The organism is Streptomyces yerevanensis, assembly GCF_000716805.1.
GTDB lineage: Bacteria > Actinomycetota > Actinomycetes > Streptomycetales > Streptomycetaceae > Streptomyces > Streptomyces flaveus.
This window is the reverse complement of the sequence record NZ_JNWJ01000026.1, coordinates 87049-101010: the sequence shown is the minus strand read 5'-3', so window position 1 is coordinate 101010 and position 13962 is coordinate 87049. Positions and strand designations below refer to the sequence as shown.

Annotated in this window: 14 protein-coding genes; 4 read left to right on the top strand and 10 right to left on the bottom strand. The window is 70.7% G+C overall.

Annotated features, from left to right (window positions below; genetic code table 11):
* Positions 1–34: 34 nt before the first annotated feature.
* The 3 genes from rplT to infC all read right to left on the bottom strand — a co-directional run bounded on the left by rplT (position 35) and on the right by infC (position 1480).
* Positions 35–418, bottom strand: coding sequence for a 50S ribosomal protein L20 (gene rplT, locus OP79_RS26205; protein WP_033323444.1), 384 nt, complete (start codon positions 416–418; stop codon positions 35–37).
* Positions 419–515: 97 nt separating this feature from the next.
* Complete coding sequence (gene rpmI / locus OP79_RS26200) at positions 516–710, bottom strand: 50S ribosomal protein L35 (RefSeq protein WP_033323442.1); 195 nt, start codon at positions 708–710, stop codon at positions 516–518.
* Between the two features lie 134 nt (positions 711–844).
* A complete protein-coding gene (infC, locus tag OP79_RS26195) occupies positions 845–1480 on the bottom strand; it encodes a translation initiation factor IF-3 (RefSeq protein WP_078492013.1) in 636 nt (211 codons plus the stop codon).
* A gap of 424 nt (positions 1481–1904) precedes the next feature.
* On the opposite strand from infC, the gene OP79_RS26190 reads away from it, so the two are divergent.
* Positions 1905–2261, top strand: coding sequence for a DUF1844 domain-containing protein (locus OP79_RS26190; protein WP_033323439.1), 357 nt, complete (start codon positions 1905–1907; stop codon positions 2259–2261).
* 55 nt (positions 2262–2316) lie between these two features.
* On the opposite strand, the gene OP79_RS26185 is transcribed toward OP79_RS26190, so the two are convergent.
* The gene (locus OP79_RS26185) at positions 2317–3048 is read right to left on the bottom strand and encodes an SseB family protein (protein WP_033323508.1); all 732 of its coding nucleotides are present in this window, start codon (positions 3046–3048) and stop codon (positions 2317–2319) included.
* 150 nt (positions 3049–3198) lie between these two features.
* Between OP79_RS26185 and OP79_RS26180 the strand changes: the two genes are divergently transcribed.
* On the top strand, positions 3199–4230 hold the full coding sequence (locus OP79_RS26180) for a serine hydrolase (protein WP_033323437.1): 1032 nt from the start codon (positions 3199–3201) through the stop codon (positions 4228–4230).
* On the opposite strand, the gene mycP is transcribed toward OP79_RS26180, so the two are convergent.
* Both mycP and OP79_RS58290 read right to left on the bottom strand, forming a co-directional pair.
* Positions 4227–5444, bottom strand: a complete 1218-nt coding sequence (mycP, locus tag OP79_RS26175) for a type VII secretion-associated serine protease mycosin (protein ID WP_051744931.1) — start codon at positions 5442–5444, stop codon at positions 4227–4229. The two genes, OP79_RS26180 and mycP, sit on opposite strands and share 4 nt — an antisense overlap.
* A complete protein-coding gene (locus OP79_RS58290) occupies positions 5441–6907 on the bottom strand; it encodes a hypothetical protein (RefSeq protein ID WP_342669554.1) in 1467 nt (488 codons plus the stop codon). The genes mycP and OP79_RS58290 overlap by 4 nt, the downstream gene beginning before the upstream one ends.
* Positions 6908–7171: 264 nt before the next feature.
* Between OP79_RS58290 and OP79_RS26165 the strand changes: the two genes are divergently transcribed.
* Complete coding sequence (locus OP79_RS26165; protein ID WP_033323435.1) at positions 7172–8374, top strand: amino acid deaminase/aldolase; 1203 nt, start codon at positions 7172–7174, stop codon at positions 8372–8374.
* Between the two features lie 40 nt (positions 8375–8414).
* Here OP79_RS26165 and OP79_RS26160 read toward each other — a convergent pair whose 3' ends face one another.
* Genes OP79_RS26160 through OP79_RS26145 form a run of 4 tightly spaced genes read right to left on the bottom strand, consistent with a single transcriptional unit; the run spans position 8415 to position 12918 of the window.
* Positions 8415–9335 carry a DUF2510 domain-containing protein gene (locus tag OP79_RS26160; protein WP_033323433.1) on the bottom strand — a complete coding sequence of 307 codons (921 nt, stop codon included), beginning with the start codon at positions 9333–9335 and terminating at the stop codon, positions 8415–8417.
* A gap of 48 nt (positions 9336–9383) precedes the next feature.
* Positions 9384–10166 carry a 3-oxoacyl-ACP reductase gene (locus tag OP79_RS26155; RefSeq protein WP_033323431.1) on the bottom strand — a complete coding sequence of 261 codons (783 nt, stop codon included), beginning with the start codon at positions 10164–10166 and terminating at the stop codon, positions 9384–9386.
* The gene (locus OP79_RS26150; protein ID WP_033323429.1) at positions 10163–11542 is read right to left on the bottom strand and encodes an aldehyde dehydrogenase family protein; all 1380 of its coding nucleotides are present in this window, start codon (positions 11540–11542) and stop codon (positions 10163–10165) included. The genes OP79_RS26155 and OP79_RS26150 overlap by 4 nt, the downstream gene beginning before the upstream one ends.
* Positions 11543–11553: 11 nt before the next feature.
* Complete coding sequence (locus OP79_RS26145) at positions 11554–12918, bottom strand: glutamine synthetase family protein (RefSeq protein ID WP_033323427.1); 1365 nt, start codon at positions 12916–12918, stop codon at positions 11554–11556.
* A gap of 77 nt (positions 12919–12995) precedes the next feature.
* Here OP79_RS26145 and OP79_RS26140 point away from each other — a divergent pair, with 77 nt between their 5' ends.
* Positions 12996–13742 carry a FadR/GntR family transcriptional regulator gene (locus tag OP79_RS26140; RefSeq protein WP_051744930.1) on the top strand — a complete coding sequence of 249 codons (747 nt, stop codon included), beginning with the start codon at positions 12996–12998 and terminating at the stop codon, positions 13740–13742.
* The last annotated feature ends 220 nt before the right edge of the window (positions 13743–13962 follow it).

Below are 13962 nucleotides of genomic sequence, written 5' to 3'. Positions count from 1 at the left end.
GACGTTACGTACGCGGCTGAAGCCGAGCGCAGCGTCACGCCGCCTTCGGCGCGTTCACGTCCGACGGCAGCGCCTTCTGCGCGACCTCGACGAGCGCGGCGAACGCGTTGGCGTCGTTGACGGCGAGGTCCGCGAGGATCTTGCGGTCGACCTCGACGTTCGCGGCCTTGAGGCCCTGGATGAAGCGGTTGTAGGTGATGCCGTTGGCGCGGGCAGCGGCGTTGATCCGCTGGATCCACAGCTGACGGAAGTCGCCCTTGCGCTTCTTGCGGTCGTTGTAGTTGTAGACCAGCGAGTGGGTGACCTGCTCCTTGGCCTTGCGGTACAGGCGCGAACGCTGACCGCGGTAGCCGGAGGCCTGCTCGAGGATCGCCCGGCGCTTCTTGTGGGCGTTGACTGCCCGCTTGACGCGTGCCACTTGATTAACTCCTTGTAGCGGGGCCGTGGTTGGACTCACACGACCCGAAATCGATTGGGTCCCGGTCAGAGATCAGGTACGCGATGCGTTCCTGACGTCACTTGCCGAGAAGCTTCTTGATCTTCTTGGCGTCGCCCGGGGCCATCTCGGCGTTGCCGGTGAGGCGACGCGTCAGACGGGACGACTTGTGCTCGAGATAGTGGCGCTTGCCGGCGCGCTCACGGAGCACCTTGCCGGAGCCGGTGATCTTGAAGCGCTTGCTGGAACCGCTGTGCGACTTGTTCTTCGGCATAGCGCCGTTCTCTCCTCGTCAGTGGCGTTCCGATGCCCGGTCGTGAAACCGGGCACGGCGGAACGTCAGATGTATCGGTTGGCATCCCCGGACTTTCGTCCAGGGACCTGGACCCCAGGACCTGCGCCCCGGAATCAGGCGTCGGCGGAAGCCTCGGCCGGAGCTTCCTCGGCGACGTTCTGCGACTTGCCAGGGTTGGCCTTCGCTTCCGCCTTCCGGGCTTCCTGCGCCTGGCGGGCCTCGGCCATCGCCTCGGTCTTCTTCTTGTGCGGACCGAGAACCATGATCATGTTTCGGCCGTCCTGCTTCGGGTTCGACTCCACGAACCCGAGGTCGGCCACGTCCTCCGCGAGACGCTGCAGCAGTCGGTAGCCGAGCTCCGGCCGGGACTGCTCGCGACCACGGAACATGATCGTGATCTTGACCTTGTCGCCCTGCTTGAGGAACCGGACGACGTGACCCTTCTTGGTGTCATAGTCGTGCGGGTCGATCTTCGGCCGGAGCTTCATCTCCTTGATGACCGTGTGCGCCTGGTTCTTGCGCGCCTCACGGGCCTTCATGGCCGACTCGTACTTGAACTTCCCGTAGTCCATGAGCTTGCAGACCGGCGGACGTGCGTTCGCGGCCACCTCGACAAGGTCGAGGTCGTACTCCTGCGCAAGCTCCAGGGCCTTGGCAAGCGGAACAATTCCGACCTGCTCGCCGCTGGGACCGACAAGTCGCACCTCGGGAACGCGAATCCGGTCGTTGATGCGGGGCTCGGCGCTGATGGATCCTCCTCGGTTAGCACCACACGGCTGTCTGGCAGACAGCTCGCGTACGTCTCTTCAACTGGGACCAACCATCGGGAGCCATGAAAAATGCCCCGGACGGGACGCAGGCGGGGCTCCAATGACAACCGGAGCACCGCCGCGGTAGCCCGCGGGGCGCATATCCTGCGGCTCCATCGTCCGTACGGAACGATGGTGGCCGCCTGACCGGGTGACCCGCCGTCCCGGAGGACGGCCAGGTGGGAGATCGGAGCCTCCACTTGCGGGTCGGGCACGCTGCGTGTTTCCTGGCGCGTCCGACCGGTCGTTACACAAGGTTAGCAGCGCCCTCCGGAAACCGCTAATTCGGGCTAGTCAGGTCTCCAGGAACCCCTGGAGACACCTGCGGTCGGGGCCGCCGGACGCCGGGCCTATCGTGTGGAGCATGAGTGACACCCCTCCTGAGACCCCCGACTTCGACGCCATGACCCGCGACATCGCCGAGGTCCCGGCGGTCGAGGTGATCGTGACGGTCGCCGTCAACCTGATGAGCGCCGCCGCCGTGAAGCTCGGTCTGACGGAGGAGGGTGAGAAGCACAAGGACCTGGACGAGGCGCGCAAGCTGGTGCACGCACTGGCCGGGCTGCTGGACGCGAGCGCGACCGAGATCAGCTCCTTCCACGCGGCGCCGCTGCGCGACGGCCTGAAGTCGCTGCAGCTGGCGTTCCGCGAGGCGTCGGTCGTCGCGGACGAGCCGGGCCGAGGGCCGGGCGAGAAGTACACGGGTCCGGTCTTCGGCTGAGGCCGACTCCGGAGACGTACGACGGACGTACGAGAAACGAGAGGCGTACGGGGCTTCAGGGCCGTACGTAAAGGGGCTCGCCCGGTGGGGTCGCCTCGGTCGGCAGGAGTGCCAGGTCGAGGCCGCGTACCAGGCGGGCCCTCAGTGTGTCGTCGGCGGCCAGGCGGCGGGCGACGGAGCGGGCGGTCTCGGCGGGCGTGGCGGAGGGGTCCAGTACGAGGGCGAGGGTGCCGTCGGCCTGGCCGGGGCCGAGGTGGGCGCGCAGGACGGCGGGCTCGGCGGCGACGGCGGCGCGTACGGCGTCGGTCACGGCGGGGTCGGCGAGCGGGTCCGTGCTGGTGCGGCCCTCGGCGAGGGCGAGCAGGGCGGGGCCGGTGAGTTCGTACGGCACGGGTCCTGCGAGGTCGAGCACGATCGTGTCGGCCTTCTCGTGGGCGGCGGCCTGCAGGGCCTGGTGCAGGGGTACGGCGACGGGGCGGGCCGCCGGGTCCCAGCGGGCGAGCGACTCGGTGGAGGTGAAGGCGGGCAGGGCGGTCCGGGTGCCGGCCTTGAGCGTGGGGACGGCCATGTCGCTGGTCTTCTCGCGGCGCAAGCCCTTCTCGTCCTCCTCGATCTCCCCCAGGACGGCCACGACGGGTACGAGTAGCCGGGCGCCCTTGAGCGCCTCCAGGACCGGCGCGTGTGCGGACCGGTCCTCGGCCCAGGCCGCGAGCGCGGCGCTCAGCCGGGGGTCGGCGGAGCCGTCGTCGTCGGAGAAGCCGGAGTCGGGAATGTTCTTGTTCGCCACGGTCATCGACTCTATGCGGGTCTCGCTCACAGACTTTCCGCGGCCCTGGAAACACGTTGTTCACCTGGCTCAGGGTTTTCTCAGCGATCCCTTACACGTTTCTGACGTGCGGCTAACCGGAGACACAGCGCCGGGCCCCAGCATCGCGGGATGGACCCGCAGAGAGTTCGTCGGCCCGGCGCCCGCCCGTCCTGGCGCAGGCCTCTCCTCTACACCGGTGTGGCTTCCATCGTGCTTGTCGGCGTCACGGCCTCCGGGTCCTCGTACGTGCGGGCGCAAGCGCCCGGCGGTCTCGTATCGTCCTCGGCAGCGCCCACCGCGGGCGCGCAGGCAGCGGACGCATCTCGGACCCCGGAGGCGGCAGTGGAATCCGTGGCGGCGGCTGTGAGTCCGACCCCCACCCCGACTCCTGCGGTGGACCGGGACGCACTGCTCGCCGAGGCGATGGAGTCCGTGGCCGTGGAGGACGGCGCGGAGGTGTCGGTGGCGGTGCTTGATCCGGAGTCCGGGGAGAGTGCGGTGTACGGGGACGGGGCGTTCGACACCGCGAGCATCGTCAAGGTCGACATCCTGGCGGTGCTGTTGCTCCAGGCGCAGGACGCGGGGCGGGAGTTGACGGCGTCGGAGAAGGCGTACGCCACCGCGATGATCAAGAACAGCGACAATGTGTCGGCGAGCGAGCTGTGGGACGCGATCGGGCGGGCGGAGGGTCTGGCGGCGGCGAACGAGCGGTTCGGGCTCAGTGGCACCGAGGGCGGGGACGGGGCGTTGTGGGGGCTGACGCAGACCACGGCGGTCGATCAACTCACCCTGCTTGAGCAGGTGTTCGGGGACGACTCGGAGCTGAGTGAGGCGTCGCGGGCGTATCTGCGAGGGCTCATGGGGGACATCGCGGTGGGCCAGGACTGGGGAGTGTCGGCTGTCGGATCCGAACAAGCCGAAGACGCGGCTGACGGGTCCGCCGGGTCCGCCGGGTCCCAATTCGCCCTGAAGAACGGGTGGTTGCCACGCAGTCAGACCGGGCTGTGGGTCATCAACAGCATCGGGCGGGTGACGGTGGACGGGCACGGGTATCTCGTCGCGGCGCTGTCGCAGGGCAACTCCACGAAGGCGAAGGGGATTTCGCTGGTGGAGACTACGGCGAGGGCGGCGGTGTCGTCGCTGCGGGATGCGGACGTCTAGTAGTCGGGGTCGCCGTCAGTCGTGTGGTGTGGTTCGCGGCGGCCGCGCCAGAGCAGGACCGCGCCGATCAGGAGCGCCCCGCCGAGGCCGCCCGCGACGGGCCCCGCCCAGCCGGTCGAGGAGTCCTCGTCCGGGGTGTCCGGGCCCGAGCCGAAGTACTTGTCGCCGTACGCGGCCGAGCTCAGCCCCTCCGGCTTGAGCTTGCCGCCCTGCTCGATGGCGGCCGCGGGGTCGACGAAGCCGAAGCCGCGGGAGTCGTCGCGACCGCCGGTGGGGGCGTTGCGGGCCGTGTCCTCCAGGAGCTCCTTGATCTGGGCCGGGGCCAGGTTCGGGTGGGCGGCGCGGATGAGGGCGACGGCGCCGGAGACGAAGGCCGAGGCGGCGCTGGTGCCCCAGCCTTCGTAGTACTTGCGGTCCGGGTCGGCGATGACGACGTCGACGCCGGGTGCGCTGACGGTGGCGTACCAGCGGCGGGTGGAGAACGAGGCGCGGGTGCCGTACTTGTCGACGGCGGTGGCGGCGATGACGCCCGGGTAGGCGGCCGGGTACGAGATGTGGTCGCCCTTCTCGCCGCCGTTTCCGGCCGAGGCGACGACGACGGAACCCTTCTTCAGGGCGTACTGCACGGCGGCGTCCTCGGTGGCCTCGGGGTGGGCGGACTTGGAGTCGTCGCCGAGGGAGAGGTTGATGACGTCGGCGCCGTGGTCGGCGGCCCAGCGGATGCCTTCGGCGAGGGCGTTGCCGCGGGTGTTGCGGGCCTTGCCGCGGGCCGAGTCGCCGTCTTCGAGGATCACGCGGACGGGGAGGATCTTGGCCTCGGGGGCGATGCCCATGACGCCGTCGGCGTTGCCGGGACCGTGTCCGTTGCCCGCGATGATGCCCGCCATCGCGGTGCCGTGACGGGCCCAGGCACGGTCGCCCCGGCCGGCGCCGAAGCCGACCATGTCCTTGCCGGCGAGGACGTTGCCGGCGAGGTCCGGGTGCTGGTCGTCGACGCCCGTGTCGAGGACGGCGACGGTGATGCCCTCGCCCTTCGTCGTCTGCCAGGCCTCCTTGGCGCGCATCGCTTCCAGGGCCCACTGCTGGGCGCGTATGCCGTCGGCGTGGGCGGTGGTGGGCGGGACGAGGGCGAGCGATGCGGCGAGGAGGGCGGCGAGGACTCCGGTCCTGCGGGCGCCGCCCAAGCCTGTGTTCTTACGGGCCTTACGGGTCATGACGGCTTCTCCGTGGCCGAGTTGACGGTTTTGCGGAGGCCGCGCTCGATGCGGTCGGCGAGGCCTTGTGCGTCGTGGCCGAGGCCCGCCTGGGCGGGCGGTGTGGTGGCGTCGGTCTTCATGGCGTCCTCGGCGGGCTGCGGCTCGGTGACGGCGCGGCCGTCGGCGAAGCCGGAGACGGCGTAGACGACCACGGGGGCGTCGGTCAGGACCGACACCGTCCAGGACGCGCGCTGGTCGTCGCCGAACCCTGCGGCGACGGTGCCCTTCGCCGCGTACGGGCGGGGCATCAGGTCGCGCCGCCCATCGAGCCCCTCGTCCGCGAACTGGCTGCTCAGCACGCCCATGGCCGCGGAGTCAGCCTTGGTGAACAGGAGGCCGACGGTGGTGACATGGCTGCGGGTCGCGTCGGTGTACGTCGCGCGCAGGAGGCGCAGGCAGCCGGCCGGGGCGAGGGCCTTGCGCAGGAGCGGGTCGAAGGCGTCCGCGCAACCGCTGTCCGGGGCGACGGCGATACGGGTCCAGGTACGGTCGGCTCCACCGGGCCCCGCGCCCTCTCCCTCCACGGTCGGCGGAAAGAGCTCGTCCACAGGGACGCTGTGCCAGAGATCCCCGGCCGCCGTGAACGAGTCCCGCGCCCCGGCGTCCCCTCCACCGTCTCCGGTCAGCCAACTCCCGGCCACCGCACCCCCGATGAGCCCGAACCCGAGTACGACACAGGCCGCGGCAGCCGCGACCCGGGGCCGGACTCGGGCCCCTATGGGCCGCAGCCGCGCGGTGTCGTCGTACGTGTCCGGGGGCGCGAGCGAGACGAAGGGGCGTCCGGCGGGAGCGCCGACCGGTGCCGGGTCCGGTTTCGACGGGGGATCGGCGGGCGGCTCGGCGGGAATGGGCCGAAGCCGTCTCGTGGTCTCGCTGAAGGTCTCCTCAGGCACGCTCGCACGCCGGGGCGGGACGACCGGAGGTGCCGGGACACTCGGCCTCGGCGGTGCGAAGGGGCGCTGGGGAAAGCCGGGGGCCACGCGCTGGGGGGTGACTGTCGCCTTCGGCTCGGCGACGGGGGGCGGCGGTACGAGTAGGCCGTCGCCGCTCCTGGTGGTCGAGCGCGGCTCGGTGGCCGGGCGCGGTGGGACGCCCGGGCTCTCGACGCGCGGCAGGGAACCAGTCGCCGAAGGCGGTGTGTCCGGGAAGCGGGCCGAGGCGGGCGGAGGCGGTGGCGTTGCCGGGGGCCGCTGCCGGCTGTCGGTGGGCCGGAGGTCCGGGAAACGGAGCGGCCCGACCGGTGGGGTCTCGCGATCGTCGTACCCCTCGAAGGCCCGGCGGCCGTCCTCGTCGAACCCACGTGCCGGAGCCGCCCCACCCCCGGGCAGTGCCCCCGCGATGCCGGGCCTCCGCGGCGAGCCTTCGGGGTCGCGTCTCGGCAGCGGGCCCGTCGTTTCGGCTTCCTCGGAGGGCTGGTCCACCGGTGTGCCCGGAGCTCCGCCCGGCGGAGTCGACGGACGTGGGGGGACGGGGGTACGACGCGCTTCCGTGCTCAATGCACCCCCCGTTTCCTCGTACTCGGGCAACCGGCCCGCCAAAGGAACTCCTCCCGGACCGTTCCCTTTCTGCGTGCGCGTCACTCTACGGGCTGACACTGTGCGAGTGGGAATCAGTACGCGGGCCCGCGGCATCTGCCCGGAACGTCCCCCTACCCTGCGGTAATCACGTCTGGCAGGCTTCGGGGCATGACCGGCCGCAGCGCAGACCGGGCCCGCTACGACCGGGCCACCGCTCACCTCGACGCCCCCGTCGCGATCGTGGACCTGGAGGCCTTCGACGCCAACGCGGAGGATCTCGTACGGAGAGCGGCGGGCAAGCCCATACGCGTCGCGAGCAAATCCGTACGCTGCCGGGCCCTTCTCGAACGCGTCCTGGCCCGGGACGGCTTCGCCGGGATCATGTCGTTCACGCTCGACGAGTCGCTGTGGCTGGCCCGCTCCGGATTCGAGGACGTACTGCTCGCCTACCCGTCCGCCGACCGCAAGGCGTACGCGGAACTGGCGGGCGACCCCAAACTCGCCGCCTCCGTCACCGTCATGGTCGACGACCCGGCGCAGCTGAAGCTGATCGACGACGCCCGGGACGGCGGACGCGAAGTGGTGCGCGTCTGCCTGGAGTTGGACACCTCGCTGAAGCTGCTCGGCGGGCGGGTGCGCGTCGGCGCTCGCCGTTCGCCCCTGCACTCCCCCGCCCAGGTCGCCGAGATGGCCCGCGCGGTGGCCCGGCGGCCCGGCTTCCGGCTCGTGGGGATCATGGCGTACGAGGGGCACATCGCCGGTGTCGGCGACGCCCTGCGCGGACGGCCGCTGCGCTCGCGTGCCATCCGGCTGATGCAGGCCGCGGCCCGCAAGGAGCTGGCCCAGCGGCGCGGCGAGGTCGTGCGTGCGGTACGGGCCGTGGCGCCGGACCTCGAGTTCGTCAACGGCGGCGGCACGGGCAGCGTCCAGCACACCGCCGCCGAGGACTCGGTCACCGAGATCGCGGCCGGATCGGGGCTCTACGTCCCGCGTCTCTTCGACAACTACACCTCGTTCAGCGGGCGTCCGGCCGCGCTCTTCGCCCAGCCGGTCGTCCGCAGGCCGGGCGTGGGCGTCGTGACCGTGCTCGGCGGCGGCTACCCGGCCTCGGGTGCGGCGGGACTCGACCGGCTGCCCGAGCCGTACCTCCCCGAGGGGCTGCGGTACGACCCCCAGGAGGGAGCCGGCGAGGTACAGACACCGCTGCTCGGCTCCCCCGCCGACGATCTGCTCATCGGCGACAAGGTGTGGTTCCGGCACGCCAAGGCCGGTGAACTGTGCGAGCGGTTCGAGGTGTTGCACCTCGTGGAGGGCGAGACGGTGACGGCGACGGTCCCGACGTATCGAGGGGAAGGCCACACCTTCCTGTAGACACACACGCTGCAGACACACCCGCGATCAGCCGTACGCGCTACCGCGTGGGACCGACGCTGCTGCCCACCCCTCCGCTCGTGTCCCCGTCGTCCACCGGCCGGATTCCCTTGGTGATCTTGTCCATGTCGGTGAGCGGCGGCCCGTCCTGACCGGCGTCGAAGACGAACCGCACCATGACCGGTGCCTGGGAGCCAACGCTGGACGGGAACGCCAGCGACTGGACGTAACCCCCGGGCCCTTTCTCGGTCTTGACCTGCCAGCGCACGAAGTATCCGGTGCGGCCCGCGACCGCGACCGGCCCCTGCTCGACCAGCTTCTTGGACGTGATGCCGCCGTAGGGACGGCGGTCGAGCTGGTCACGGTCGTACGCCTGGTCCGCCGCCTCCGAGATGTCGTCCTTGGCGAGTGCCTCGGGGGACTTCTCGTCGTTCGCGGTCACCGTGCGCGAGATGACCCTGCCGTGGCGGCACAGGCCGTCGTCGCCCGGGCAGGTGTAGGTGTCGGGCGTGGTCAGGACGACGTTGTCCTCGGCGACGTACTCGGGTCTGACCCAGCCGTCGAGGAGCGGGAAGGTGATGCCGTTGAGCTCGTCCACGACCACGGAGGGGTCGTCGGCGGACGGTTCGGAGGTGGACTCCGAGGGCGTGGGCGTGGGCGGGTCGCCGGCGGGCGCGGACGACTCGGGCGCCGGGGTGGTGTTCGCCTCGGGAGAGCCGTCGTCCCGGTTCAGGACGACGGCTCCGGTGACGATCGCGGCGACCAGGACGGCTGCCGCGGCGACGAGGGCGATGACCTTCGCACGGCCGGAGCCGCCGGGTGTGGGAGCGAACCCGGGCTGTGCCGTGGGTGCTTGGGGCGCTTCGGGGGCGCGCATGTGCTCGGTCCACCTGGTGCCGTCCCACCAGCGCTCGACATGCGGCGCCGAGGGATCGCGGTACCAGCCGGGCGGGGGCGTCATGCTCATCCCGGCACTGTAAGCGCCCCTGAACCGTCAGTACACGGCCGTCTACATAGGTGTGACGTACGCGCCCGCGATCCCGCCGTCCACCAGGAAGTCGGTGGCGTTCACGAAGGACGAGTCGTCGCTGGCGAGGAAGGCGACCGCAGCGGCGAGCTCCTCGGCCTCCGCGAACCGCCCGACCGGGATGTGCACGAGACGGCGCGCGGCCCGCTCCGGGTCCTTGGCGAACAGCTCCTGGAGGAGCGGGGTGTTGACCGGCCCGGGGCACAGGGCGTTGACGCGGATGCCCTCGCGGGCGAACTGCACGCCCAGTTCGCGGGACATGGCGAGGACGCCGCCCTTGGAGGCGGTGTACGAGATCTGGGAGGTCGCCGCACCCATCCGGGCCACGAACGACGCCGTGTTGATGATGGAACCCTTGCCCTGGCGCCGCATGTAGGGGATCGCGGCCTTGCAACACAGGTACACGGAGGTGAGGTTGACCTCCTGGACCCGCTTCCAGGCCTCGAGGCCGGTCTCCAGGATGGAGTCGTCGTCGGGCGGCGAGATGCCCGCGTTGTTGAAGGCGATGTCGACCGAGCCGTAGGTGTCGTACGCGGTCTTGAACAGCGCCTCCACCTGCTCGGGGTCGGTGACGTCGACCTTCACGAAGATCCCGCCCACTTCCTCGGCGGCCCCCTTGCCGCGCTGCTCGTCCACATCTCCGCAGACGACATGGGCGCCCTCGGAGGCGAGGCGGCGCGCGGTGGCGAGGCCGATGCCGCTGCCGGCACCGGTGATGACGGCGGTGCGGCCGACGAGGCGGCGGCAGATGGTTTCGTCGGTCACTGTGCGGGGCCCTCCGTGCTGATGAAGACGTTCTTGGTCTCGGTGAAGGCGGTGAGCGCGTCCGGGCCGAGCTCGCGGCCGAGCCCGGACTGCTTGTAGCCGCCGAACGGGGTCCAATAGCGGACGCTGGCATGGGAGTTGACGGACAGGTTCCCGGCGCGTACGGCCTGGGACACGCGCAGCGCCCGGCCGACGTCCCGGGTCCAGATGGAGCCGGAGAGTCCGTACTCGGTGGCGTTGGCGAGCCGGATCGCGTCCGCCTCGTCGTCGAAGGGCAGCACGACGGCGACCGGTCCGAAGACCTCCTCGACGGCCACGCGCGCGTGCGGCTCGATTCCGGTCAGGACGGTGGGCGGGAACCAGAAGCCGGGGCCTTCGGGGGCGGTGCCGCGGATGCCTTGCAGATCGTCGGTGACGTACGAATGTACGCGTTCCAGCTGAGCCTTGGAGATCAGCGGGCCCATCGCGGTCTTCTCGTCGGCCGGGTCGCCGACGAGGACGGACTCGACGGCGGGGGCGAGGAGTTCGAGGAAGCGGTCGTACGCCGAGCGCTGGACGAGGATGCGGGTGCGGGCGCAGCAGTCCTGGCCGGAGTTGTCGAGGAAGGACATGGGGGTGGCCGCGGCGGCGGCTTCGATGTCGGAGTCGGCGAAGACGATGTTCGGGCTCTTGCCGCCGAGTTCGAGGGTGACGGGCTTCAGGAGCGCCGAGCCCTTGGCCAACACCTGTTTGCCCACGGGCGTTGATCCCGTGAAGACGATCTTCGCCACTCCGGGATGCTCGACGAGCGCGTTGCCCGCGACGGAACCCACGCCCGGCAGCACCTGGAACAACCCCTCGGGAAGCCCGGCCTCCAGGGCGAGTTCGGCCAGCCGCAGCGCCGTCAGCGGGGTCGTCTCGGCGGGCTTGAGGATGACCGCGTTGCCCGCCGCGAGCGCCGGAGCGGTGCCCCAGGCCGCGATGGGCATCGGGAAGTTCCAGGGCGCGATCACACCGACGACACCGAGGGGTTCGAGGATCGTGACGTCGAGCCCGCCGGCGACGGGGATCTGCCGCCCGGTCAGCCGCTCCACTCCCCCGGCCGCGTAGTCGAGCAGATCGCGTACGTTGCCGGCTTCCCAGCGGGCGTTGCCGATGGTGTGTCCGGCCTCCCGCACCTCCAACTGGGCGAGTTCCTCGAGGTGTTCGTCGACGACGACGGCGAAGCGGCGCAGCAGCCGGGCCCGCTCACCCGGCGCGAGGGCGGCCCATCCGGACTGCGCCTTCGCCGCCCGTACGACGGCGGAGTCGACGTCCTCGGCGCCGGCGGCCGGGACGGTGGCGATGACCTCCTCCGTCGCCGGATTGAGGACCTGGAGCTCATGCTCGTACGACACGGACGGACCTCTCACATGCGTTCGAAGGAGCGGCGCAGCTCCCAGTCGGTCACCGCGGCGTCGAAGGCCTGGAGTTCGACGCGGGCCATGTTGCGGTAGTGGGCGACCACCTCGTCCCCGAAGGCGGCCTTGGCGATGGGGCTGTTCTCCCAGAGCTCGGCGGCCTCGTGCAGGGTGGTGGGGACGTGCTCGTACTCGCCGGTGTACGCGTTCCCGGTGCACGCTTCCGGCAGCTCCAGTTGCTGCTCGATGCCGTACAGACCGGCCGCGACGAGTCCCGCGACGGCCAGGTACGGATTGACGTCGCCGCCGGGCAGCCGGTTCTCGAAGCGCATCGAGCGGCCGTGGCCGACCACACGCAGGGAGCAGGTGCGGTTGTCGTAGCCCCAGGCGGCGGCGGTCGGCGCGAAGGAGCCGGCCTGGAATCTCTTGTACGAGTTGATGTTGGGCGCGTACAGCAGGGAGAAGTCCCTGAGTGCGGCCAGTTGTCCGGCGAGGAAGTGCCGCATCACGTCGGACATGCCGCCGGGCCCGTCGCCGGCCATGGCATTGCGGCCGTCCTTGTCCGCGAGCGAGAGGTGGATGTGACAGGAGTTGCCCTCGCGCTCGTTGTACTTCGCCATGAAGGTGAGCGAGACGCCCTCCTGGGCGGCGATCTCCTTGGCGCCCGTCTTGTAGATGGCGTGCTGATCGCAGGTGACCAGGGCCTCGTCGTACTTGAACACGATCTCGTGCTGCCCGGGATTGCACTCGCCCTTGGCGGACTCGACGGTCAGCCCGGCGGCCTGCATCTCGTTGCGGATACGCCGCAGCAGGGGCTCGACACGGCCCGTGCCCAGCACCGAGTAGTCGATGTTGTACTGGTTCACCGGGGTCAGCCCCCGGTAGTTGGCGTCCCAGGCCTGCTCGTAGGTGTCCTTGAAGACGATGAACTCCAGCTCGGTGCCGACCTGCGCGGTGTAGCCGAGTTCGGCGAGGCGCTCCAGCTGGCGGCGGAGGATCTGGCGGGGCGCGGCGACGACGGGCGCGTCGTTGTTCCAGGCCAGGTCAGCCATGAGCATGGCCGTACCGGCGTTCCACGGCACCTTGCGCAACGTGCTGAGATCCGGACGCATGGCGAAGTCGCCGTAGCCGCGGTCCCAGGAGGACATCTCGTACCCGTCGACCGTATTCATCTCGGTGTCGACCGCGAGGAGGTAGTTGCATCCCTCCGTACCGTGCTGGAGGACGTCGTCCAGGAAGAAGCGCGCGGCGAACCGCTTGCCCTGAAGTCGCCCCTGCATGTCCGGGAAGGCCAGGACGACAGTGTCGATCTCGCCACTCGCGACGAGTGCGTGCAACTCCTCGACACTGAGGGGTGATGTGCGATGGGCCACGGGAAAGGCCTCCTTCGGTCGGCCGAGAGCCATAAGGTATTGCCGAGAACCATTGCTTGGGAAGGGGGCACGGCCATATGACGCAGCCGGATGCGCGCGGCGTGAACGACCGGCCGGGCGATCAGCTGGCGCCCGTCCTGCGGCCGGTCCGCGCGGGCAACGGCTTCGAGGAGGCACTGGAGCAGATCCTCCAGGTGGTCCGGCTCGGTCTGGTACCCGGCGGTGAACGGCTGCCTGCCGAGCGGGAGTTGGCGGAACGGCTCGGGATCAGCCGGGTGACGCTGCGCGAGGTGCTGAAGGTGCTCCAGGACCAGGGTCTGGTCGAGTCGCGGCGCGGGCGGTACGGCGGCACGTTCGTCCGGCCCAGGACCGAGGCGCCCGGCGAGGCCGAGTTGCGCCGCCGGGTCGAGGGCGTGGACATCGAGGACGTACTGCGCTTCCGGGAGGTCCTGGAGGTGGGCGCGGCCGGCCTCTGCGCGACCCACGGCCTGTCCGCCGGCCAGTCCGCGCGCCTGCGCGAGGCCCTCGCCCGCACCCATGACGCGCCGCTCGCGGAGTACCGGCGCCTAGACACGCTCCTCCACCTCACGCTCACCGAACTGTGCGGCTCCCCGAGCCTCACCGCCCAGTACGCGGCTGTACGCGCGACCATGAACGACCTTCTCGACTGCATCCCGCTCCTGGTACGGAACCTGGAGCATTCCCAGCAGCAGCACACCGCGATCGTCGAGGCGGTGCTCGACGGGGACGCGGACGGTGCGCGGGAGATGATGCGCGAGCACTGCGCGGGCACGGCGGCCCTGCTGCGCGGCTTCCTCACGTGACGCGCCGCCTGGCGCGCTGACCCGGCTTCGGGACTCATGGCACGTACCACGGCCTCCCGATGCGAGACCCGATTAACGGGCATGTAACGCACAGCTATTGCTTTCTGACCCCATGGCCCGCAAAGGTATGGATCCGTTCCATTGTGTGTCACCGCGCTGCCGGGGTCTTTCGTGTGCCTGGCGGCCCCTTCCGCCCGAGCGTCCGCCGCCCCGTGGGGAG

What these genes read in the sequence shown, in the direction of transcription:
- rpmI (WP_033323442.1), bottom strand. Translation starts at nt 710, where the DNA reads ATGCCGAAGAACAAGTCGCACAGCGGTTCCAGCAAGCGCTTCAAGATC.
- OP79_RS26190 (WP_033323439.1), top strand. Translation starts at nt 1,905, where the DNA reads ATGAGTGACACCCCTCCTGAGACCCCCGACTTCGACGCCATGACCCGC.
- OP79_RS26180 (WP_033323437.1), top strand. Translation starts at nt 3,199, where the DNA reads ATGGACCCGCAGAGAGTTCGTCGGCCCGGCGCCCGCCCGTCCTGGCGC.
- mycP (WP_051744931.1), bottom strand. Translation starts at nt 5,444, where the DNA reads ATGACCCGTAAGGCCCGTAAGAACACAGGCTTGGGCGGCGCCCGCAGG.
- OP79_RS26165 (WP_033323435.1), top strand. Translation starts at nt 7,172, where the DNA reads ATGACCGGCCGCAGCGCAGACCGGGCCCGCTACGACCGGGCCACCGCT.
- OP79_RS26160 (WP_033323433.1), bottom strand. Translation starts at nt 9,335, where the DNA reads ATGACGCCCCCGCCCGGCTGGTACCGCGATCCCTCGGCGCCGCATGTC.
- OP79_RS26140 (WP_051744930.1), top strand. Translation starts at nt 12,996, where the DNA reads ATGACGCAGCCGGATGCGCGCGGCGTGAACGACCGGCCGGGCGATCAG.